Source organism: Streptomyces triticirhizae (genome assembly GCF_003696235.1).
GTDB lineage: Bacteria > Actinomycetota > Actinomycetes > Streptomycetales > Streptomycetaceae > Streptomyces > Streptomyces triticirhizae.
On the sequence record NZ_RFFJ01000007.1, the window covers coordinates 49,414 to 70,157 of the forward strand.

At 72.1% G+C, this 20,744-nt stretch carries 18 protein-coding genes and 2 pseudogenes; 7 read left to right on the forward strand and 13 right to left on the reverse strand.

The annotated features are described in order from the left end of the window. Positions 1-41: 41 nt before the first annotated feature. The 11 genes and pseudogenes from EBN88_RS03100 to EBN88_RS03150 all read right to left on the reverse strand — a co-directional run. On the reverse strand, positions 42-437 hold the full coding sequence (locus EBN88_RS03100) for a cytidine deaminase (RefSeq protein ID WP_122182219.1): 396 nt from the start codon (positions 435-437) through the stop codon (positions 42-44). Then, on the reverse strand, positions 434-1,717 hold the full coding sequence (locus tag EBN88_RS03105; protein ID WP_233580409.1) for an ABC transporter permease: 1,284 nt from the start codon (positions 1,715-1,717) through the stop codon (positions 434-436). Before EBN88_RS03105 ends, EBN88_RS03100 begins: the two co-directional genes overlap by 4 nt. Beyond that, a complete protein-coding gene (locus EBN88_RS03110) occupies positions 1,714-2,859 on the reverse strand; it encodes an ABC transporter permease (protein WP_122182220.1) in 1,146 nt (381 codons plus the stop codon). The genes EBN88_RS03105 and EBN88_RS03110 overlap by 4 nt, the downstream gene beginning before the upstream one ends. Continuing rightward, positions 2,856-4,535: an ABC transporter ATP-binding protein gene (locus EBN88_RS03115; protein WP_122182239.1), complete on the reverse strand. Its 1,680-nt coding sequence runs from the start codon at positions 4,533-4,535 to the stop codon at positions 2,856-2,858. Before EBN88_RS03115 ends, EBN88_RS03110 begins: the two co-directional genes overlap by 4 nt. 181 nt (positions 4,536-4,716) lie before the next feature. Next, the gene (locus tag EBN88_RS03120) at positions 4,717-5,751 is read right to left on the reverse strand and encodes a BMP family lipoprotein (RefSeq protein ID WP_122182221.1); all 1,035 of its coding nucleotides are present in this window, start codon (positions 5,749-5,751) and stop codon (positions 4,717-4,719) included. Between the two features lie 191 nt (positions 5,752-5,942). Beyond that, the gene (locus tag EBN88_RS03125) at positions 5,943-7,142 is read right to left on the reverse strand and encodes an amidohydrolase (protein WP_122182222.1); all 1,200 of its coding nucleotides are present in this window, start codon (positions 7,140-7,142) and stop codon (positions 5,943-5,945) included. Positions 7,143-7,494: 352 nt separating this feature from the next. Then, a complete protein-coding gene (locus EBN88_RS03130; RefSeq protein ID WP_122182223.1) occupies positions 7,495-8,571 on the reverse strand; it encodes a hypothetical protein in 1,077 nt (358 codons plus the stop codon). A gap of 56 nt (positions 8,572-8,627) precedes the next feature. Continuing rightward, positions 8,628-9,560, reverse strand: a complete 933-nt coding sequence (locus EBN88_RS03135) for an N-acetylneuraminate synthase family protein (RefSeq protein ID WP_122182224.1) — start codon at positions 9,558-9,560, stop codon at positions 8,628-8,630. Beyond that, positions 9,557-10,795 (reverse strand): N-acylneuraminate cytidylyltransferase, encoded by a 1,239-nt coding sequence (locus EBN88_RS03140; RefSeq protein ID WP_122182225.1) that lies wholly within the window; start codon positions 10,793-10,795, stop codon positions 9,557-9,559. The genes EBN88_RS03135 and EBN88_RS03140 overlap by 4 nt, the downstream gene beginning before the upstream one ends. A gap of 67 nt (positions 10,796-10,862) precedes the next feature. Continuing rightward, positions 10,863-12,233 (reverse strand): DUF6716 putative glycosyltransferase, encoded by a 1,371-nt coding sequence (locus EBN88_RS03145; protein WP_122182226.1) that lies wholly within the window; start codon positions 12,231-12,233, stop codon positions 10,863-10,865. Between the two features lie 493 nt (positions 12,234-12,726). Further along, positions 12,727-13,269, reverse strand: a pseudogene (locus EBN88_RS03150) (RNA polymerase sigma factor); the annotation flags it as partial. 657 nt (positions 13,270-13,926) lie between these two features. Between EBN88_RS03150 and EBN88_RS03155 the strand changes: the two are divergent. The 3 genes and pseudogenes from EBN88_RS03155 to EBN88_RS03165 form a co-directional block, all read left to right on the forward strand. Next, positions 13,927-14,067 (forward strand): annotated as a pseudogene (locus EBN88_RS03155) (SPFH domain-containing protein); the annotation flags it as partial. Continuing rightward, entirely contained in the window at positions 14,013-14,270 is a 258-nt protein-coding gene (locus tag EBN88_RS03160) for a hypothetical protein (protein ID WP_233580418.1), read from the forward strand. The pseudogene EBN88_RS03155 and the gene EBN88_RS03160, both read left to right, overlap by 55 nt. Positions 14,271-14,308: 38 nt before the next feature. Further along, entirely contained in the window at positions 14,309-14,572 is a 264-nt protein-coding gene (locus EBN88_RS03165) for an FAD-dependent monooxygenase (RefSeq protein WP_407703366.1), read from the forward strand. Positions 14,573-14,623: 51 nt separating this feature from the next. On the opposite strand, the gene EBN88_RS03170 is transcribed toward EBN88_RS03165, so the two are convergent. Beyond that, positions 14,624-16,222, reverse strand: a complete 1,599-nt coding sequence (locus EBN88_RS03170; protein WP_122182229.1) for a beta-N-acetylhexosaminidase — start codon at positions 16,220-16,222, stop codon at positions 14,624-14,626. 210 nt (positions 16,223-16,432) lie between these two features. Between EBN88_RS03170 and sdhC the strand changes: the two genes are divergently transcribed. From sdhC to EBN88_RS03190, 4 genes are read left to right on the forward strand one after another with little or no spacing between them, the layout of a single operon-like run. Beyond that, positions 16,433-16,813, forward strand: coding sequence for a succinate dehydrogenase, cytochrome b556 subunit (gene sdhC, locus EBN88_RS03175; RefSeq protein WP_122182230.1), 381 nt, complete (start codon positions 16,433-16,435; stop codon positions 16,811-16,813). 7 nt (positions 16,814-16,820) lie between these two features. Next, positions 16,821-17,282 (forward strand): succinate dehydrogenase hydrophobic membrane anchor subunit, encoded by a 462-nt coding sequence (locus EBN88_RS03180; protein WP_122182231.1) that lies wholly within the window; start codon positions 16,821-16,823, stop codon positions 17,280-17,282. Positions 17,283-17,310: 28 nt separating this feature from the next. Next, positions 17,311-19,065, forward strand: coding sequence for a succinate dehydrogenase flavoprotein subunit (gene sdhA, locus EBN88_RS03185; RefSeq protein WP_122182232.1), 1,755 nt, complete (start codon positions 17,311-17,313; stop codon positions 19,063-19,065). Next, positions 19,065-19,841 carry a succinate dehydrogenase iron-sulfur subunit gene (locus tag EBN88_RS03190; protein WP_122182233.1) on the forward strand — a complete coding sequence of 259 codons (777 nt, stop codon included), beginning with the start codon at positions 19,065-19,067 and terminating at the stop codon, positions 19,839-19,841. The genes sdhA and EBN88_RS03190 overlap by 1 nt, the downstream gene beginning before the upstream one ends. 386 nt (positions 19,842-20,227) lie before the next feature. On the opposite strand, the gene EBN88_RS03195 is transcribed toward EBN88_RS03190, so the two are convergent. Further along, the coding region (locus EBN88_RS03195) for a methyltransferase domain-containing protein (RefSeq protein ID WP_122182234.1) at positions 20,228-20,744 on the reverse strand (517 nt) is incomplete at its 5' end.

Genomic DNA, 20,744 nt, shown 5'->3' on the forward strand with positions numbered 1-20,744 from the left:
TGGGCCGGGGTGAGGGGGCGACGCCGGGGGGACGAGGCGGCTCAGGGGCGGTCGTCGAAGTCCCAGGTGTCGGGGAGCAGTTCGGCCAGCGGGCGGGACCCGCCGGGCAGGTCGACCAGCAGCTCGGGGCCGCCGTGCTCCATCAGCAGCTGCCGGCAGCGGCCGCACGGGGTGATGATCGCGTCGGAGCCGTTGCAGCAGGTGAAGTGCGTCAGCCGCCCGCCGCCCGTGGCGTGCAGCGCGGAGACCAGCCCGCACTCGGCGCAGAGCGTCAGGCCGTAGGAGGCGTTCTCCACGTTGCAGCCGACGACCGTGCGGCCGTCGTCCACCAGGGCGGCGGCCCCGACCGGGTACTTCGAGTAGGGGGCGTAGGCCCGGGACCTGGCGTCCCGGGCCGCCGCACGCAGCGCGTCCCAGTCGACGGGTGCGGTGGTCAACTGTCCTGTCCCCTTCGGTAGGGCTTGCCGACCGCCCGGGGCACGCGCAGCCGTTGCGCGAAGAGCGTCAGCACCAGCAGGGTCGTCAGATACGGGCTGGCGGTGACCAGTTCCAGCGGCATGGTGTCGGTGGCCGCGTACCAGGCCCACAGCAGCACCGCCGTGCCGGCCAGCGCGAACGCCACCACCCTACGACCCCTGAGGTACTGCCAGACGGCGAGGCCCAGCAGCAGCAGCGCGAAGAGCAGCAGCGTCGCGTGGACCACCGCACCGCCGCCCCTGGTCTGGAGCGCGTCCATGAAGCCGAAGAGGCCGGCGCCGGCCGCGACCCCGCCGGGCCGCCAGTTGCCGAAGATCATGGTGGCCAGGCCCAGATAGCCGCGCCCGCCGGTCTGCCCGTCCTGGTACATCCGGATCAGCACCGCGAGATAGGCGCCGCCCAGGCCGGCCAGGCCGCCGGAGACCGCGAGGGCCAGGTACTTGTAGAGGTAGACGTTGACCCCGAGCGACTCGGTGGCCTGCGGGTTCTCCCCGCAGGACCGCAGCCGCAGCCCGAACGAGGTGCGCCACAGCAGCAGGTAGGTGCCGACGAACAGCAGCACGGCGAGCACCGTCAGCCAGGACACGTTGTGGACCAGGGCGCGCGCGATGCCGGCGGTGTCCGAGACCAGGAACCAGTGCTTGTCGGACAGGTCGCCCAGCCAGTCGGAGATCCCCGGCACGCTGAACGGCTCTATGCGCTCCATCGGCGGCGACTGCTTGTCGTTGCCGCCGGCGGCCGCCGCCTCGCTGCCCTCGCCGCCGAACCACTGCTTGGCGAGGAACTGCACCACGCCCAGCGCCAGGATGTTGATGGCGACGCCGGAGACGATGTGGTCGACGCCGAAGGTCACGGTCGCGACCGCGTGCACCAGCCCGCCCAGCGCGCCGCCCACGATGCCGGCGGCCACCGCCGCCCACGGCCCGTGCTGCCAGCCGATCCAGCCGGCGGCGAACAGGCCGAGCATCATCATGCCCTCGAGGCCGATGTTGATCACGCCGGAGCGCTCGGCCCACAGCCCGCCCAGCCCGGCCAGGCCGATCGGCACGGCGAAGGTCATCGCCGAGACCCACTGGTCGGTGCCGGTGAGGCTGTTCTCGTCGGTGATCACGCGGACCAGCGAGAGCAGCAGCAGCGCGCCGGCGACCAGCAGCAGCGCCATCGGATAGGTCAGGCCGCGCCGGCCGCCCTCCACCGGGCCCCGGACCCGTTCGGCGAGGGCGTTCAGGGTGGTGGTCACGCGGACACCTCCGCCTGGTCGTTGTCGCTCTTCCGCGCCTGGGCGAGCTTCTCGCCGACCAGGCGTTGCTGGCGGCGCACGCCCCAGCGGCGCACCAGCTCGTAGGCGACGACCACGGAGAGCACGATGATGCCCTGCATCACCCCGACGATCTCCTGGTCGAAGCCCTCGAACTCCAGCTGGGTGCCGGTGCGTTCGAGGAACGCCCACAGCAGCGCGGCGAAGCCCATGCCGATCGCGTGGTTGCGGCCCAGCAGGGCGATGGCGATGCCGGTGAAGCCGAGGCCCTCGGGGAAGTCGTTGCCGTAGTTGCCCGACTCGTTGAGCAGGGTCGGCATCCCCACCAGGCCGGCGACCGCGCCGGACAGCAGCATCGCGGTGACCACGGTGCGGGTCACGCTCACGCCGCTGGCCTCGGCGGCCGACTCGGAACGGCCCACCGCCCGCAGGTCGAAGCCGAAGCGGGTGCGGGTGAGCACGAACCAGTAGGCCGCGCCGATCAGCACCGCGATCAGCACCGTGCCGTGGATGGGCTGCACGCTGGTGGCGAACTCGAAGAAGTAGCTGGACTCCGGGATGTCCGGGGTGTGCACGATGTTGCCCTCGCGCTCGGCGAGCCGCCCCTCCTGGAGGAAGTAGGCGATCAGCGAGCCGGCGATGAAGTTCAGCATGATGGTGGTGATCACCTCGCTGACGCCCCTGGTCGCCTTGAGGTAGCCGGCGATGCCGGCCCAGATGCCGCCGCAGACCATCGCGACCAGCAGGATCACCGGGATCTGCACGAAGCCGGGCAGGCTGAGCGCCCCGCCGACCACGGCGGCGAAGAACGCGGCGACCCGGTACTGGCCGTCGACCCCGATGTTGAAGAGGTTCATCCGGAAGCCGATGGCGACGGCGACCGCCGAGAGGTAGTACGGGATCGCCTTGTTGATGATCCAGACCTGGCTGTCGCTCTTGATGCCGAAGTCGAACATCACGGAGAACGCGGTGAACGGGTTGTCGCCCGTCACGACCATCACGAGCGAGGTGATGGCCATCGCGGTGAGCAGCGCCAGCAGCGGGGCGGCGACGCCGAGAATCAGCTTCTCGCGCTGCCGCTCGTTCAGCCGGCGGGCGACGACCCCGGGCTTTCCTACGGTCATCGCGCGCCTCCCTCGGGTCCGTTGGGGTCGCCGGACTCAGCGCCGGACCCCGGGCCGGAGTCCACGCCGGAGTCCGTGTCGGAGTCCGCGTCGCCGTGCTCGGCCGTCAGATGGCCGCTGGCGGTGCCGGTCATGGCGGTGCCCAGCTCCTCGGGGGTGATGGTGGCGGGGTCGGCGTCCGCGACCAGCCGGCCCCGGTACATCACCCGCAGGCTGTCGGAGAGGCCGATCAGCTCGTCCAGGTCGGCCGAGATCAGCAGCACGGCCAGGCCCTCGTGCCGGGCGCGGCGGATCTCGTCCCAGATCCGGGCCTGCGCGCCGACGTCCACGCCGCGCGTGGGGTGGGCGGCGATCAGCACCTTGGGTCGGTGGCTCATCTCCCGGCCGACGATCAGCTTCTGCTGGTTGCCGCCGGAGAGCGAGCCGGCGGTGACCTCGATCCCGGGCGTGCGCACGTCGTACTCCTCGACGATGCGACGGGTGTCGGCCCTGGCGGCGGCCCCCGTCAACCACGGGCCACGGGAGTTGGGCGCCTCGGTGACATGGCCCAGCATCCGGTTCTCCCAGAGCGGGGCGTCCAGCAGCAGCCCGTGCCGATGGCGGTCCTCGGGAACGTAGCCGATGCCGGCCTCGCGGCGCCGCCGCGTCGAGGCGCCGGAGATCTCCTCGCCGTCCAGCGTGATCGTCCCACCGTCCGGGATGCGCACGCCCATCACGGCCTCGACCAGCTCGGCCTGCCCGTTGCCCTCCACGCCGGCGATGCCCAGCACCTCGCCCCGGTGGATGGTGAAGTCGATGTCGGCCAGCATCTCGCGGCGCAGCCCGTCGGAGTCGGTGCCCGACAGGTGGAGCCCGGAGACGGTGAGCACCGGCTCGTCGGTGACGGTGGACTCGCGGGTGGCGGGCGTCGGCAGCTCGCTGCCCACCATCAGCTCCGCGAGCTGCTTCGGGTTGGTCTCGGCCGGCAGCACGCTGCCCACGGTGGTGCCGCGCCGGATCACCGTGATCTCGTCGGCGACCGACAGCACCTCGCCCAGCTTGTGGGAGATGAACAGCACCGTGAGGCCCTCGGCGGTCAGGCCGCGCAGGTTGCGGAAGAGCGCGTCCACCTCCTGCGGCACCAGCACGGCGGTCGGCTCGTCGAGGATCAGGGTGCGGGCGCCCCGGTAGAGGACCTTGAGGATCTCCACGCGCTGCCGGTCGGCGACGCCGATGTCCTCGACGAGGACGTCGGGGCGGACGTTCAGCCCGTAGGTCTCGGAGAGTTCGGCGATCCGGCGGCGGGCGCGGGAGCCGATCCCGTGCGCCTTCTCGGCGCCCAGCACCACGTTCTCCAGCACCGTCAGGTTGTCGGCCAGCATGAAGTGCTGGTGCACCATGCCGATCCCGCAGGCGATGGCCTCGGCCGGGCCCTTGAACGAGACCCGCCGCCCGTCGATCTCGATGGTGCCCTCGTCGGGCCGCTGCATCCCGTAGAGGATCTTCATCAGGGTGGACTTGCCGGCACCGTTCTCACCGACCAGGGCGTGCACGGTGCCGCGCCGGACGGTGATGTCGATGTCGTGGTTGGCGACCACGCCGGGGAAGCGTTTGGTGATGCCGCGCAGGGCCACCGCTGGGACGTCGGGGGTGCCGGCGTCCTCGGCGGCCGGGCGCTGGCTGCTGGAGGCTGGGATGACGCACTCTCCTCGGGAGCGAAGGAGCGGGCCCCGCACGGGGGTTGGGCGGGACGGGTGGGGCAGACGGTACCGCGTGGGGGGCGGGCCGTCGCTGACCCGTCGAGGGAGCGGACCCCGAACTCGCCGGCGCCCGCGCCGTCCGCCCCGGCGTGGGCGGTGGCGCGGGCGCCGGCGGGTGTCACGGGGTGCTGGCGACGGTGACCTCGCCGTTGACGATGCGCTCGGTGGCGGCGTCGATCTCGTCCTGGATGTCGTCGATGAACCCGCCGGAGGTGGCCAGTTCCACGCCGTTCTCGGCCAGCGTGTACTCGTGGACGCCGGACGGGGCCTCGCCGTTGTGCACGGCGGTGATCAGGTCCTCGACGGCCACGTCGACCCGCTTGACGCCGGAGGTCAGGATCGAGTCCTGGTACTCGGCGAGGCCGGGCTGCTGGTACTGGTCGGAGTCCACGCCGATCGCCCAGGCGCCCTCGACGCCGGCGACCTGCTCGATCGAGCCGGAGCCGGAGGAGCCGGCGGCGGTGTAGATCACGTCGACGTCCCGGCCGAGCATGGCGTTGGCCTTCTCGCTGGCCTTCGCCGGGTCGGCGAAGCCGCGGTCGTCGTCGGCGTAGAGGTAGTCGACCTCGACCTCGACATCCGGGTTGGTGTCGGTCACGCCCTGGACGAAGCCGGCCTCGAACTTCTGGATCAGCGGGTTGTCCACGCCGCCGATGAAGCCGACCCGGCCGGTCTCGGACTTGAGGGCGGCGGCGACGCCGGCGAGGTAGGAGACCTCGTGCTCGGCGAAGACCATGCTGTAGATGTTGTCGCCCTCGGGGGCCGCGTCCACCACGCCGAAGGTGGTGTCGGGGAACTCGGCGGCGACCTCGGCGATCGCGTCACCGTAGAGGTAGCCGACGCCGATCACCGGGTTGTAGCCGGCGTTGGCCAGGCCGGTGAGGCGCTGCACGCGGTCGGCGTTGGTCTCGCCGTTGCGCGCGGTCTGGAACTCGGGGGTGATGCCCAACGCCTCGCCGGCGCGGTCGGCGCCGGTCGCCGCCGACTCGTTGAAGGAGTGGTCGTCGCGGCCGCCGACGTCGAAGGCGATGCCGGGCCCCTTCTCTCCCTCGTTCTCGTTGGACTCGGTCGAACTCTCCCCACAGGCACTGGCGGTCAGGGCCAGCGTCGCGGCGAGGGCGACCGTTGCTGCGAACCTTGATACGCGGCGCAAGAGGACCGATCCCTTCGGGTGTGAAAGCGCCTCTTACGGCGCTGTTGGGCCGATCGTAACGCGCGTAGAACAGGGTGGCAGCCATCGTTCGGGCCCGTTATCAGATCGGTGTTAAGGCAACGTGGACGCAACACGGAGGGGTGGCCCATGTCACGTTCCAGGACCACCCGTTCACCGTCATGATCAGCTCCTCAGCCGAGGAGGGCGGCGGCCGTCAGCAGGTCAACGCCGACGGAGATGGCGTGCTCGTCCACGTCGAAGTCGCCCTGGTGGATGTCCCTGGTGGTCGTCGAGGCGTCGCCCCTGGGCCGGACCCCGAGGCGGGCCATCGCGCCGGGCACCTGCTCCAGGTACCAGGAGAAGTCCTCGCCGCCGAGCGACTGCTCGGTGGACTCCACGGCGCTCGCGCCGAACCTGGCGGTCATCGCGTCGGCCAACAGCGCGGTGGACTCCGGGTCGTTGACCACCGGGGGGACGCCCCGGATGTACTGGATCTCGGACTTGGCCCGCCAGAGCGTGGCCACCTCGTCGACGGCCGCGTGCACCAGGTCGGGCGCCTGCCGCCAGGTGTCCAGGTCCAGGCAGCGCATCGTGCCGGACAGCTCGGCGGTCTGCGGGATGACGTTGGGCGCGTGGCCGGTGGCCAGCCGGCCCCAGGTGACGGCGAGGCCGGCGCGGGTGTCGACGCGGCGGCTGAGCAGCGCGGGCACCTCGGTGACGACCTTGGCCGCCGCCGTGACCAGGTCGGTGGTCAACTGCGGGCGGGCGGTGTGGCCGCCGGGGCCGGCGAGGGTGATCTCGATCCGGTCGCAGGCTGAGGTGATCGCGCCGGTGCGCAGGCCGATCCGGCCGGCCTCGACCTTGGGGTCGCAGTGCAGCGCCAGGATGCGGCCGACGCCCTGGAGCACCCGGGACTCGATGGCGTCCGTCGCGCCGCCGGGGAGGACCTCCTCCGCCGGCTGGAAGAGCAGCCGCACCGGGCGGGTGAGCCGGCCCTCGGCGGCCAGCCTGGCCAGCACGAGGCCGGCGCCCAGCACGACGGTGGCGTGCACGTCGTGCCCGCAGGCGTGGGCGCGGCCGGGGACGGTGGAACGGTAGGAGACCGTCTTGGTGTCCGGGATCGGCAGCGCGTCGAGATCGGCGCGCAGCGCGAGCAGCTCGCCCCTGCCCCCGGGGGGCGTGACGTCGCAGACCAGGCCCGTGCCGGTGTCGAGGACGCGGGGGGCCAGGCCGGCCCGCTCCAGGCGCTCCTTGATCACGGCCGTGGTGCGTACCTCCTGGTTCCCCAACTCGGGGTGCCGGTGGAGGTCGCGCCGGAAGGCGATCAGCTCCGCACGCAGCGCGTCGTCGAGCGTCGTGGGGGTGGACTCCGGGGACAGCAGATCACTCACGGGACCGAGGTTAGCCCCGTTCAGGCCCCGATGTGCCGTGGATCATGCAAAGTTCACGCAACGGAAGCGATGGTTGCCGATTGGGTCGTCTGGCGACTGGGTATGAGTGCTCTCTTATCCGCGCTTGCGCGCGATTGCCCTGATCTTGCCCGAAGTTGCCTGCGGCGCTTTCGGGGACGACGGCGGGTGGTGCGGGTGCGTGGTCGACTGCGGACCCGTCGACCGTTGCTCGCGCCCCCGGGGCCGTGGGCCCTTGAGGGGCGCGGGGAACTGCGCGAAGTAGGGGGAGCGGGCCGCAGGCGACGACGGTGAAGGGGCCGCCACGGCGCGTGGTCGACTGCGGATCGTTCCGTCAGGACTGTGGGGCCGGGAGGGAGACCAGGCCGTGGGTGCCACGGGCGGTCGCGGTCACGGCGGAGAGGAATCCGCTGGCCCGCGCCGTGACCCGGTCCGTGAACCACCCCTCGGCCAGGTCGCAGACCAGCACCCTGACGTCGGTGTCGGCCAACACCCTGGGCAGCGTGTGCACCACGGTGGAAGGGAAGCTCAGGATGGTGTCGCCTATCGGCCCCCGTCTGGCCACCAGTTCGAGGGGGAGGTCGGGGCGGATCACCTCGACGCCCGCGTGTTCGCCGAGCCTGCGCAGCTTCTCCGCGCTCTCCCTGCGGTGGGCCCAGTAGCGGGTCACCCCGTGCTGCCTGGCCAGGTCGGTGACGGCCGCGAGATAGCGGTCCTCGCGCAGCACGCCGGTCTCCACCAGCGAGGTGCCGACCAGGTCGGCGCCCCGGGTGACCCGGGGCAGCCCGAAGTGGCGCCGGGTCCAGGGGAAGGCGTTCTCGGTGACGGTGATCCCCTCCAGGGGGCGCACCGGCATCGCGGTGAAGACTTCGACCGTGCGCCCGGGCGCTGGGCTCAGCCGGTGCACCGCCCGGCGTGCGACCGGCGCGAAGAGCAGCCCGGCCGCGCCCCGGGAGGACGGCCGGTGCCAGCGCACCAGCCGTTCCCCGTTGGCCAGTTGGGAGACGAACTCCATGGTCGCCGTGCCGTCGTCGACCACCACGATGTCGCGTGGGCGGCTGAGCGAGAGCAGCAGCTGAAGGTAGCGGGAGAACGGGTCGCCCACCACCAGTCGGCGGGCCCGGCGCAGCGGCCCGGCCAGCGCGGCCAGCGTCCTGGGCGGCGCGCCCGCGCCGCCGCGCGCCTCCTGCCAGCGGACCTGGTGGCCCGACTCGCGGGCCAGCCGCGCCATCCGGCGCAGCTGGCCGCGCGTGGTGGGGTCGCGCGGCGGCAGGACCACCACCGCGCAGCGGCCCGGCTCGGAGGCGCTGGCCCACTCCAGGATGTTGAGCAGCTGGACGGGACTCTCGGCGAAGGCCAGCGTCTCCGCCGCCTCGATCGGCTCGGCTGTCCTGGTCTGGGATGCGCTCATGGACCTCTCCGTGACCCCTGTGGTCGGGTTGTGTCCGGACGGCCGGGCCGGCCGCCTCAGACCGAGGCGGGCTCGGGGGCGTTCTCGGCGCGCTCGGCGACGACGCCCCTGACCCGGCGCAGCTTCTTCATGGGGCCCAACTCGCTCTCGTAGACCCGCTTGACGCCGTCGCCGAGGGACTCCTCGATGGTGCGGATGTCCCGCACCAGCCGGGCCAGGCCCTGCGGCTCGACGGAGGCGGCCTGGTCCGAGCCCCACATGGCGCGGTCCAGGGTGATGTGCCGCTCGACGAAGACCGCGCCGAGGGCGACGGCGGCCAGCGTGGTCTGGAGGCCGGTCTCGTGTCCCGAGTAGCCGATGGGAACGTTGGGGTACTCGGCCTGGAGGGTGTGGATCACCCGCAGGTTCAGCTCCTCGGCCTTGGCCGGGTAGGTGGAGGTGGCGTGGCAGAGCAGGATGTTCTCGCTGCCGAGCACCTCGACCGCGTGCCGGATCTGCTGCGGCGTCGACATCCCGGTGGAGAGGATGACGGTGCGGCCGGTGGCGCGCAGGGCGCGCAGCAGCTCGTCGTCGGTGAGGGAGGCGGAGGCCACCTTGTAGGCGGGGACGTCGAAGTCCTCCAGGAACGTGACGGCCTCGGTGTCCCAGGGCGAGGCGAACCAGTGGAGGCCGCGCTTGACGCAGTACTCGTTGATCGCGCGGTACTCGTCGGCGCCGAACTCGACGCGGTGCCGGTAGTCGATGTACGTCATCCGGCCCCAGGGGGTGTCGCGTTCGATGTCCCACTGGTCGCGGGGGGTGCAGATCTCCGGGGTCCGCTTCTGGAACTTCACGGCGTCGCAGCCGGCCTCGGCGGCGGCGTCGATCAGGGCGAAGGCGTTCTCCAGGTCACCGTTGTGGTTGATGCCGATCTCGCCCGTGATGTAGACCGGGCGGCCCGGGCCCACGATGCGGTCGCCGAGCTGACGGAGCCGGTTTCCTGCGGTCATGCTGTCAGTTCCTTTCCGAGGAGCCACGAGGCGATCTCGCGGACGGCACCCGCCCCGCCCGGCGCTGAGGTGACAGCGCGGGCGGCGGAGCGCACGACGTCGTGGGCGGAGGCGACGGCCACCGGCCAGCCGACCAGGTGAAAGCACGGCAGGTCGTTGACGTCGTTGCCCGCGTAGAGCACGCGCTCCGGGGCGATTCCTGCTTCCTCGCACCACTGCTTGAGCGCGAGGTCCTTCCGGTCGACGCCGTGCATCACCGGGATGCGCAGCTTGCGCGCCCGGGCGGCGACCACCGGGTTCTCCTCCGTGGACAGGATCAACAGGGGCATCCCGGCCCGGCGCAGGGCGGCGATGCCGAGCCCGTCGCCTCGGTGGACCGAGACGAGTTCCCGTCCCTCGGAGTCGACGAGCACCCGGTCGTCGGTCTGGGTGCCGTCGAAGTCGAGCACCACCGCGTCCACGTCGGCGCGGGTGGGCAGATAGTCGGGAAAGTGGGGGAAGCGCGCGTAGCTCTCCTGGTCGGCGGGCCGGCCGGTGGCTATGGCGTTCCGTCCGCCGTCCAGCAGCGGGGCCAGCGCGCGGGCGCGGGCGAGGTCGTGCGGGTCGTCGATCTCCAACACCCGCGCGGGGTCGGCGCGCACGAGTTCGGTGCGGCCGAAGAAGCGGTGCCGCTCGGCGCGGAAGCCGGCGGCCCGCATGGCGTAGGCGGCGCCGGTCTCCAGCAGGTCCTGGGGGCGGTCCTGGCGGCGGGGGCGGTACGCCTTGTCGTGGTTGACGCCGTGGCCGCCGGTGGCGGCGGCCTCACGCCAGAGGTAGCCGTGGAACGGGGCGACGGTCAGCGCGGTGTCGGCGCCGTCGAGCACGGCGGCGGCGACACCGTCGATCTCCTCGCGGCTGAGGAACGGGCTGGTGCACTGGACCAGCAGCACGACGTCGACCCGCACCCGGTGGCGCTCCTCGTAGACGCCCATGGCGTGCAGGACGGCGGCCTCGCTGGTCGCGGTGTCGCTGGAGATGTCCTCGGGGCGCTCGATCACCTCGGCCCCGGCGGCGTGCGCGGCGGCGGCGATGCCGGGGTCGTCGGTGGAGACCACCACGGAGGTCAGCAGCCGGGCGGCCCGACACTCCCGCACCGCGCGGGTGATCAACGGGGCGTCCCCGACGGGCGCGAGGTTCTTGCCGGGGACTCCCTTGGAGCCCCCGCGCGCGGGGATCACGGCCAGCACTGTGCTCATGGCTCACGCCTTCGTTGGTCGGTCGCGGGGTCTTCGGTCGCGGGTGCGGTGTTCGGCGGGAGCGCGTTCACAGCTGCCCCCAGCGGCGGATCAGGGGGGCGACGCGCTGGGCCCCGGCGCGGTAGGCGCCGCGCGCGGTGCGGCGCAGCAGCTTCCTGGAGGCGGCGCGCAGGCCGGCCTCGGCGGCGGCGGACGGCTGGGCGGCCAGCGGCTCGCCCTTGGGGTCGAGGCCGTGGCGGGCCAGCAGCCGGGGCAGATAGCCGGGCGCGGTGCGCGGCGTGTAGTAGGGGGCCAGCGGCGGCAGTCCGGTGCCGGCCCGTCGTTCCAGCAGGGCGGCGAGCCGGCCGCGCGCGGTGGCGAAGCCGGTCTCGACGCCGGCGGCGTCCCGGGTGATGCCCTGGTCGGCGAGCCAGTCGGGGTCGGCGGTCGGGAGCGCCCCGTCGTCGATCTCGTCCCAGGAGGCGAGGCAGCCGGAGCCGATGAAGTAGTGGTTGCCCAGCGGCTCGCGGACGCCGAGGTCGGTGAGGACGGCGGTGGGTATGGAGCGCTCCAGCGACTCCAGGGCGGCCGTCGAGGAGACCGTCACCAGCAGGTCGGTGCCGTCCAGGACCTCGCCCATGTTCCCGTAGGCGAGGCGGAAGTTGGGCGGCCACTCCTCCTTCTGGCGCTCGGCGAGGCGTTGGTAGGGGAGTTCCTCGATGTGGGTGGTGTGCTCGCTGGGCTTGCTGCGCAGCTTGAGCACCACCTCGCGCGCCGGGTGGCGCCGGGCGTGCGCCATGGCGCGGCCCAGCAGGTACGAGCGCTCCGCGCGCCCCTCGGGCACCGAGGGCTGGACGGCGAAGACGACGCGGGTCGGCCGCTCGCCGCGCTCGGCGGGGCCCGGGTCGTAGCGGGTGCCGCCGAGGAACGGGAGGGCGCACGGGGTGACGGACGCGCTGCCGGCGCCGACCCCGTCGTAGATCGCGCGGAACCGGCGCTCGTCGTACGGGCTGTTGGCGAGGACCAGGTCGGCGCCGTGGCGCAGCAGCAGCCCGTCGGAGAGCTTCTCGTAGACGACGCCCACATAGCCGGTGACGACGGCGGGGCGGCGTTCGACGCCGTCCCAGGCGCGGGCCAGCCCGTGGAGCATGGCCTGGGTGGTGCCGCCGACGCAGGCCAGGACCAGCACGTCGAACGGGGGCAGCGCCGGGTCCTCGCCCGTGGCCCTGCGGCCCTGCTCCGCGAGGAACTCGACGGCGTTGACCTCGGTCAGCTCGTCGGCCTCGGCCCCCACCTCGGCCAGCTGCCGCTGGGTCGGCGTGGCGCGACCCCAGAGCAGATAGCCGTGGACGGCGGCCCCGGGGGCTATGCGGAGCGCCGTCAGGGCGCCCCACTTCCACCGGGTGTCGGAGTCCGCCAGCACGGCGACGCGGAGGGCGGCGGGGGATGAATCGGACACGTTCTGAACGTTAGGCAGCCGTTTCGAGTCGCGGACCAACTCAGCCACAACACGGCGTTAACAGCGCGACACAGAAACCCGAACTCACCTCGGAAGACGCCGCGTTCACCCGCGAGAACGTCGTTGTTCACCGGATGGGAGCCGTGTTTCCGCAGGGTGTTCACCCGGGGCACGCGACCCCGCTCGGGGATGTGTCCGGGGCCGGAGAGCGGAGGCGGAGAACCCGGAGAACCCGGAGAACCCGGAGAACCCGGAGAACCCGGAGAACCCGGAGAACAGAAAAGGGGCCGCCGGGCGGCCCCTGAGGAATGAGGGCGGCGCGAGCGGGGCTGGGGGAAAACCACCCCGCCCGCGCCTGGGGCTCCCTGAGGTACGGGGGGGACCTCCGGGTTGAGCCCCTGTCGGCCGATGACCAGTCGGCCTGCTTCTTACTGCGCCGTAGCCCGCGTTTGCGTTACACACCGGCCGGCGGCGGTTCGGGTCAGGCGCGTTCCACCAGCTCGGCCAGGCGGCGCAGCCCCCGGTGGTTGGCGGTGCGCACGGCTCCGGGGCGCGAGCCGAGCAGCAGCGCCGCCCGCTTGGCGTCCAGTCCGAAGAGGGTGCGCAGCATCACGGCGCCGGCCTGCTCCTGCGGCAGCTCGGCGACCAGCTCGATGGTCCTGCTGGTGCCGAGCGCGGCGATGGCCTCCTCCGCCGTGTCGGCGGAGGACGGCAGGTCGACGAGCGCGGTCTCGTCGGTGCCGCACTCCCGGGGGCGCCGCCCCCGGGCGCGGAGGTGGTCCAACGCGCGGTTGCGCGCGATCCGCGCGGCCCAGCCTCGGAAGCGGTCCGCGTCGCCCTCGAACCGGTCCAGGTCGCGCGATATGTGGAGCCACGCCTCGGCGGTCACGTCCTCCGCGTCGGGCTCGGCCACGATGGTCCGCACATAGCCGAGTAACCGTGGATGCACGGCGCGGAAGACCGCGCGGAACGCGGCCTCGTCGCCCCCCTGGGCGGCACGCACCGCCTCGGTCAGCTCGCAGTCTGCCCCCTGCACTCCCGCCCCCTTTGCGGCATCGCGCCGCACACTCGTTCCCTCGGTGGTAACTGTCTGTCCTTCGGTCCTGAACGCTACGCGTCCTCGGCGACCTCGTCCATGGCGCATCCGGCCGTATCCACGCGGTAACGGAAACCACGCCCGAAGCGCAGAAGGAAGTACGGATCGGGCCCGGTCGGGCCCGCGTCCGGCGGACAGCCGGGGTCTCTCCTGTGGGGGGTGGCGACCCCGGCTGTCTTAGCGTGGCTGCCCAGCCGAGCCCCCAACGCACCAGGTCGCACAGCGCTCTCACGCCTTTCGCCCGCGCGGTCTCGCGTTCTCCTTCGTTTGTCTTCGTTCTTCTTCGATCTTCTCGACTTCCCCGCCGCTTCTTCGCGCGAACTGCTCGGTGTTGGCCCGGCGTTGACCCGGCGTTGGTCCGGCGCGTGGCCCGTACGGACCGAACGCCTCCGTCCCCATGCTTCCCGATGCCGCTGCTCTTCCGCTAAAGTGCTAGCACTTTGCTAGAACATTCGGCGTGGGCGGGTGTGACGCTCCTTACAGCCGACGGTGACGAGAAGACGAGGGACCATGGCGCGACGCGACACCCCTGCCGGACCGACCACGGCCGTTCCCGAACTGCCCGACCTGCCCGAGCCGTCGATCCGGGAGACTCCGGCGCTGGGCAGGATCAGCGAGCTGGATCTGGTCGAGTTGGACGAGGAGCGCAAGGCGGCGATGGTCTCCGACCTGCTGGTCGTCCTCTGCGGCGACCGCTCGCCGCAGCCCGTGGTGAACACCCGGACCCTGTACCAGTGACCGGGCGGCCCGCCCGGAAGCAGGTGCTGCTCCGCCTCGACCCGGCGGTGCACGAGGCGCTGGCGCGCTGGGCGGCTGACGAGCTGCGGAGCACCAACGCGCAGGTGGACTATCTGCTCCGCCGGGCCCTGCGGGAGGCTGGCCGGATGCCGTCCGACGCCCGCCCCCCGGCCCGCCGGGGCCGCCCGCCGGCGGAGCGGTAGGGACGCCGGCCGGGCACCGCTGGGAGCGCGTCCCCGGTGTGACGCTGCTCGGCGACGCCGCGCACCTGATGGTGCCGTCCGGCGACGGCGCCAATCTGGCCATGCTCGACGGCGCCGAACTCGGCCGGGCGCTGGCCGCCCACCCCGACGACGTCGAGGCCGCGCTCGCCGCCCACGAGCGCGACCTCTTCGCCCACGGCGCCGAGGCGGCGGCCGAGGGCGCGGACGTCTTCCGGCTGGTCGCCCGCGACGACGACGCCCCCGCAGGGCTGCTCGCGATGTTCACCGGCGCCGCAGCCTGAGCCGCGCCGCCGCCCGAACCTGAGCACCGCCGCCCGAACCGACGCCGGGGCTCAGCCCGCCGTCACCCGGTCCGCCAGCTCGCTGAACTCGGCCCAGTCCAGCTCGGGTTGGGCCGGGTCCCAGAGCTTCTGGGCCACCGCCCGCAGCGGCCCGACGATGCCGGCGGCCACCTCCTCCTGGGTCTGCGCCTCGGCCAGGTCGCCCCAGACGGCGAACCGCCCGCCGGGCACGTCCTCCGCGTTGCGGAACTCCTCCGGCACCGGCTCGCTGCCGCGCACCACGTCCGGCGTCCACTCCTCGTAGATCCGCTCACCCGTCGGATAGACGAACTGGTTGGGTTCGCCGAGCACGTAGTAGAGGTACTCCGAGTTCATGTTGATCAGCGACCAGCCGCCCTCCAGGTACTCCACCGGCTCCCTGGCGCCGACCTCACGGCCGGTCCAGTAGGTGACCTCACGCTCCTGGTCGGGCTGGACCTCGCCGCCGGCGTGCATCCCGTCGTTCCACACCTGCGGGGTCTTGCCGGCGTCGCGGGCGGCGTCGGCCCGGTCGTTGAGCCAGCCGGTGGCCAGGTCGGTCACGGTGGCGTCGTCGCCGAACCGTTCCCGCGCCGCCTCGGCCAGGTCCGGGTAGGCCGCGTCCGGGTCGCTCTTGAAGAGCGCCGCGTACTCGTCGCCGCCCAGGTGGAAGTAGTCGCTGGGGAACAGCTCCGCGTACTCGCGCAGCAGGTCGTCCACGATCTCCCCGGCGTCCGGGTTGGCGATGTCGATGGCGCCGGGCGTCGCGCTGCCGTCCCGCTCGCGCAGCTGGAGGTCGGGGTGCGCCTCCAGGACCGCGCCCAGGTGGCCGGGCGAGTCGATCTCCGGAATCACGTCGATGTGCAGCGACTGGGCCAGTCGGATGAGGTCGCGCACCTGGTCCTTGGTGAGGTGGTCATCGGAGACGACCTCAGGGTGGGACTCGCTCTCGATCCGGAAGCCCTGGTCGTCGCTGAAGTGGAGCTGGAGCTGGTTGAGCTTCAGCTCCGCCATCTCGCGCAGCCGCGCCTCGATCCACTCGGCGTCGTAGTGCTTGCGGGCGATGTCCAGGCTCAGGCCCCGCTGCGGCCGGTCGGGCCGGTCCTCGACGGTGCCCTGGGCGATGCCGCCCTGGTCGCGCACGGCCTGGGTCAGGGTGACCGTGCCGTAGAACGCGCCGGCCGGCGTCTCGGCGGTGATGGTGACCCGCTGGTCGTCGGTTTCCAGCCGGTATCCCTCGGCGCCGCAGTCGGCGTCGCGGTCCAGGACCAGCTCGATGTCGCCGGCGCCCGGGTCCTCGTCGGAGCGCTCGACGTCCAGTTCCTCGGCGAGGCGGTCGGCCTCGTCGGTCAGCGGCCCGTCCGGGTCGGTCACCACCCGGGTGGACTCGGCCGGGGCCCAGCCGGGCCCGGGCGCGGCCTCGAAGGAACGGACCGAGGGCACCGTGCGGGGCGCCTCGTTGGGTCCGGTGGGCAGGGGAGTCGCGGGGGACTCGCCGACGCCTCGGGGTTGCCGGGTGCCGGCGGACTCGTGGGGGTCTCCGGAGGGGCTGGTAGCCGTGAGAACCAGGGCCACGGCGATCAACGCCACCGCTCCGGCCAGTGCGGCTATTCGCCAGGGCGCTTGTCGCATATTCCGAAGGTAACCGCTGGTCATCAGCTGGCAAACGGATGACAGGGATGCCGGATTTATCGCCCCCGTGGCCCCCCGGGCCAAGCCGGCCGAAACGCGTCGATACCATGTGCCCGGCCGGTGGACCGTACCCGGCCGGGCCGACCGAAGGTCCCGAGGACCGGAATCCGCGGGCAGGCCCGACGTGAATCGTGTGCGAAGGGTTCTTCCGTGCCGGCAGGAACGTTGTACCGCGGCCGGGAAGGCATGTGGTCATGGGTGGCGCACCGCGTCACCGGTGTCCTCATCTTCTTCTTCCTGTTCGTCCATGTGCTGGACACCGCTCTGGTCCGTGTCTCCCCCGAGGCCTATGACGACACCATCGCGGTGTACAAGACGCCCGTCGTGGCCGTGATGGAGTACGGCCTGGTCGCCGCTGTGCTGTTCCACGCGCTGAACGGCCTGCGGGTGGTGGCCGTCGACTTCTGGTCCCAGGGCACCCGCTACCAGAAGCAGATGCTCTGGACCGTGGTGGGCCTGTGGCTGGTGCTGATGGCCGGCGCCGCCTACCCGGTGCTGGGCCACGCCGTCCGCGAAGTGTTCGGGAGCTGAGATCACCATGAGCGCAGTGAGTTCCGTGAGTGCCTCCGAGGGCACCAGCCCCGACAACCCCGCGCCGCTGATCGAGCCGCCGCGCGCCAGGACGGCCCGCACGCCGAAGGCGACCCGCACCAACTTCGAGCTGTACGGCTGGGTCTTCATGCGGCTGTCCGGCATCGTGCTGGTGGTGCTGGTCCTGGGCCACCTGCTGATCCAGCTGGTGCTGGACGGCGGCGTCAGCAAGGTCAGCTTCGCGTTCGTGGCCGGCCGTTGGGCCTCCCCGTTCTGGATGGCCTGGGACCTGATCATGCTCTGGCTCGCCATGCTGCACGGCGCCAACGGGCTGCGGACGATCATCAACGACTACGCGCAGCGGGACGGCACCCGCTTCTGGCTGAAGATGCTGCTGTACACGGCCACGGTCTTCACCGTGCTGCTGGGCACCCTGGTGATCTTCACCTTCGACCCGAACATCCGCTGACGCACCGGGGCTGACGAGGCATTCGACCATGCAGATCCACAAGTACGACACCGTGATCGTCGGCGCCGGCGGCGCCGGGATGCGCGCGGCCATCGAGGCCACCAAGCGCAGCCGGACGGCGGTCCTCACCAAGCTCTACCCGACCCGCTCCCACACCGGCGCGGCGCAGGGCGGCATGGCCGCCGCCCTGGCCAACGTCGAGGAGGACAACTGGGAGTGGCACACCTTCGACACCATCAAGGGCGGCGACTACCTGGTGGACCAGGACGCGGCGGAGATCCTGGCCAAGGAGGCCATCGACTCCGTGCTCGACCTGGAGAAGATGGGCCTCCCGTTCAACCGCACCCCCGAGGGCCGGATCGACCAGCGCCGGTTCGGCGGCCACAGCCGCAACCACGGCGAGGCCCCGGTGCGCCGCTCCTGCTACGCGGCCGACCGCACCGGCCACATGATCCTCCAGACGCTGTACCAGAACTGCGTCAAGGAGGGCGTGGAGTTCTACAACGAGTTCTACGTGCTGGACCTGCTGCTCAACGAGGTGGACGGGCAGCGCCGCACCGCCGGCGTCGTCGCCTACGAGCTGGCCACCGGTGAGCTGCACGTCTTCCAGGCCAAGGCCGTGGTCTTCGCCTCCGGCGGCAACGGCAAGTTCTACAAGGTCACCTCCAACGCGCACACCCTCACCGGCGACGGGCAGGCCGCCGCGTTCCGGCGCGGACTGCCGCTGGAGGACATGGAGTTCTTCCAGTTCCACCCGACCGGCATCTGGAAGATGGGCATCCTGCTCACCGAGGGCGCGCGCGGCGAGGGCGGCATCCTGCGGAACAAGGACGGCGAGCGCTTCATGGAGAAGTACGCGCCCGTCATGAAGGACCTGGCCTCCCGGGACGTGGTCTCCCGCTCGATCTACACCGAGATCCGCGAGGGCCGGGGCTGCGGCCCCGACGGCGACCACGTCTACCTGGACCTCACCCACCTGCCGCCGGAGCAGCTGGACGCCAAGCTGCCGGACATCACCGAGTTCGCCCGCACCTACCTGGGCATCGAGCCGTACACCGACCCGATCCCGATCCAGCCGACCGCGCACTACGCGATGGGCGGGATGCCGACCAACGTGATGGGCGAGGTGCTGGCCAACAACACCGACGTGGTGCCCGGGCTCTACGCGGCCGGCGAGGTGGCCTGCGTCTCCGTGCACGGCGCCAACCGTCTCGGCACCAACTCCCTGCTGGACATCAACGTGTTCGGCCGCCGCGCCGGCATCGCCGCCGCCGAGTACGCCGCCACCGCCGACTTCGTCGAACTGCCGGACGAGCCGGCGAAGTTCGTCGCCGACGAGGTGGAGCGGATGCGCGACGCCACCGGCAGCGAGCGGGTCACGGAGATCCGGCAGGAGCTTCAGGAGACCATGGACAAGAACGCCATGGTGTTCCGCACCGAGCAGACCCTCAAGGAGGCCCTTGAGGACATCACCGCGCTGCGCCGCCGTTACCGCAACGTCTCGGTGCAGGACAAGGGCCGCCGCTTCAACACCGACCTGCTGGAGGCCCTGGAGCTGGGCAACCTGCTGGAACTGGCCGAGGTGTTGGTGGTCTCGGCGCTGGCCCGCAAGGAGTCCAGGGGCGGCCACTACCGCGAGGACTACCCCAACCGCGACGACGTCAACTTCATGCGGCACACCATGGCCTACCGCGAGGTGGACGCCGAGGGCAACGAGTCGATCCGGCTGGACTACAAGCCGGTCGTCGTCACCCGCTACCAGCCGATGGAGCGTAAGTACTGATGGCTACCCCGACTCTGGAGAAGCCCGCCGCGCAGGCGGGCGCCGACCACCTGGTCACCGTCACGTTCCGGATTCGCCGGTTCAACCCGGAGGTCTCCGCCGAGACGCACTGGCAGGACTTCGAGATCGCGATCGACCCCAAGGAGCGGGTGCTCGACGCGCTGCACCAGATCAAGTGGCACGAGGACGGCACGCTGACGTTCCGCCGCTCCTGCGCCCACGGGATCTGCGGCTCGGACGCGATGCGGATCAACGGCAAGAACCGGCTGGCCTGCAAGACGCTGATCAAGGACATCACGCCCATCAAGGACCGGGTCGCGACCAAGCCGATCCTGGTCGAGCCCATCAAGGGCATGACGGTCCTCAAGGACCTGGTCGTCGACATGGAGCCGTTCTTCCAGGCGTACCGGGACGTGATGCCGTTCCTGATCACCTCGGGGAACGAGCCGACGCGCGAGCGGCTCCAGTCGGCCGAGGACCGCGAGCGGTTCGACGACACCACCAAGTGCATCCTCTGCGCCGCCTGCACCTCCTCGTGCCCGGTGTTCTGGAACGACGGGCAGTACTTCGGCCCGGCGGCCATCGTGAACGCGCACCGCTTCATCTTCGACTCCCGGGACGAGGGCGGCGAGCGGCGGCTTGAGGTGCTCAACGACAAGGACGGCGTGTGGCGTTGCCGCACGACGTTCAACTGCACGGACGCCTGCCCGCGTGGGATCGAGGTGACGAAGGCCATCCAGGAGGTCAAGAAGGCGCTGATCACGCGGCGGTTCTGACGGAGCCTTCTCCCCCACCGTCGTCGTCTGCGGCCCGGCACACATACTTCGCGCAGTTCCCCGCGCCCCTGAACGCCCACCCACCCCAGGGGCGCGGGGAACGGGCGACGGTCCCGCAGACGACCACGCACCGTAGCAACCCCCCACCGTCGTCGCCTGCGGCCCGCCCCCCATACCTCGCGCAGTTCCCCGCGCCCCTGAACGCCCACCCACCCCAAGGGCGCGGGGAACGGGCGACGGTCCCGCAGACGACCACGCGCCGTGACCACCCCTCACCGTCGTCGACAGCGGCCCGCAGACGACCACGCGCCGTGGCCATCCCCGCACCGCCGTCGTCAGCGGCCCGCAGACGACCACGCGCCGTGGCCATCCCCGCACCGCCGTCGTCAGCGGCCGCGCAGCACCAGGGTGGCGAAGCCGAGCACGCCCCGGTAGCCGCCGAGCCAGCCGGCGCGGTGCTCGGCGGCCTCGGCCGCCGCCTCGGCGGCCCTCGGGTGCTCGGGGTGGTCCAGCGCCCAGCCGGCGAGCGAGCCGGTCCAGCACCACTCGTAGTCGTCCCACTCGGCGAGCGTGGAGACATGCCCGTACACCGGGGTCAACCCGGCGGCCTGGCAGAGGGCCACCACGCCGGCCAGGTCGGTGAAGTCCTCCCGTTCCGCGCCGAGTCCGGCCAGCGCGGCCGGCGTCGGCTCCCGTTCCCAGAAGCCCTCCCCCACCACCAGCCGGCCGCCCGGCGCCAGCCTGCGGCGGGCGGCGGCCAGCGTCCGTTCCAGGCCGCCGAAGGCGTGCGTCGCGCCCACGCAGAGCACCGCGTCGAAGACGCCGTGCGCGGCGTCGGCCGCGTAGCCGGCGGCGTCGCCGGCCACCAGCGTCAGCCGCCCGGCGACGCCGCGCCGCGCCGCC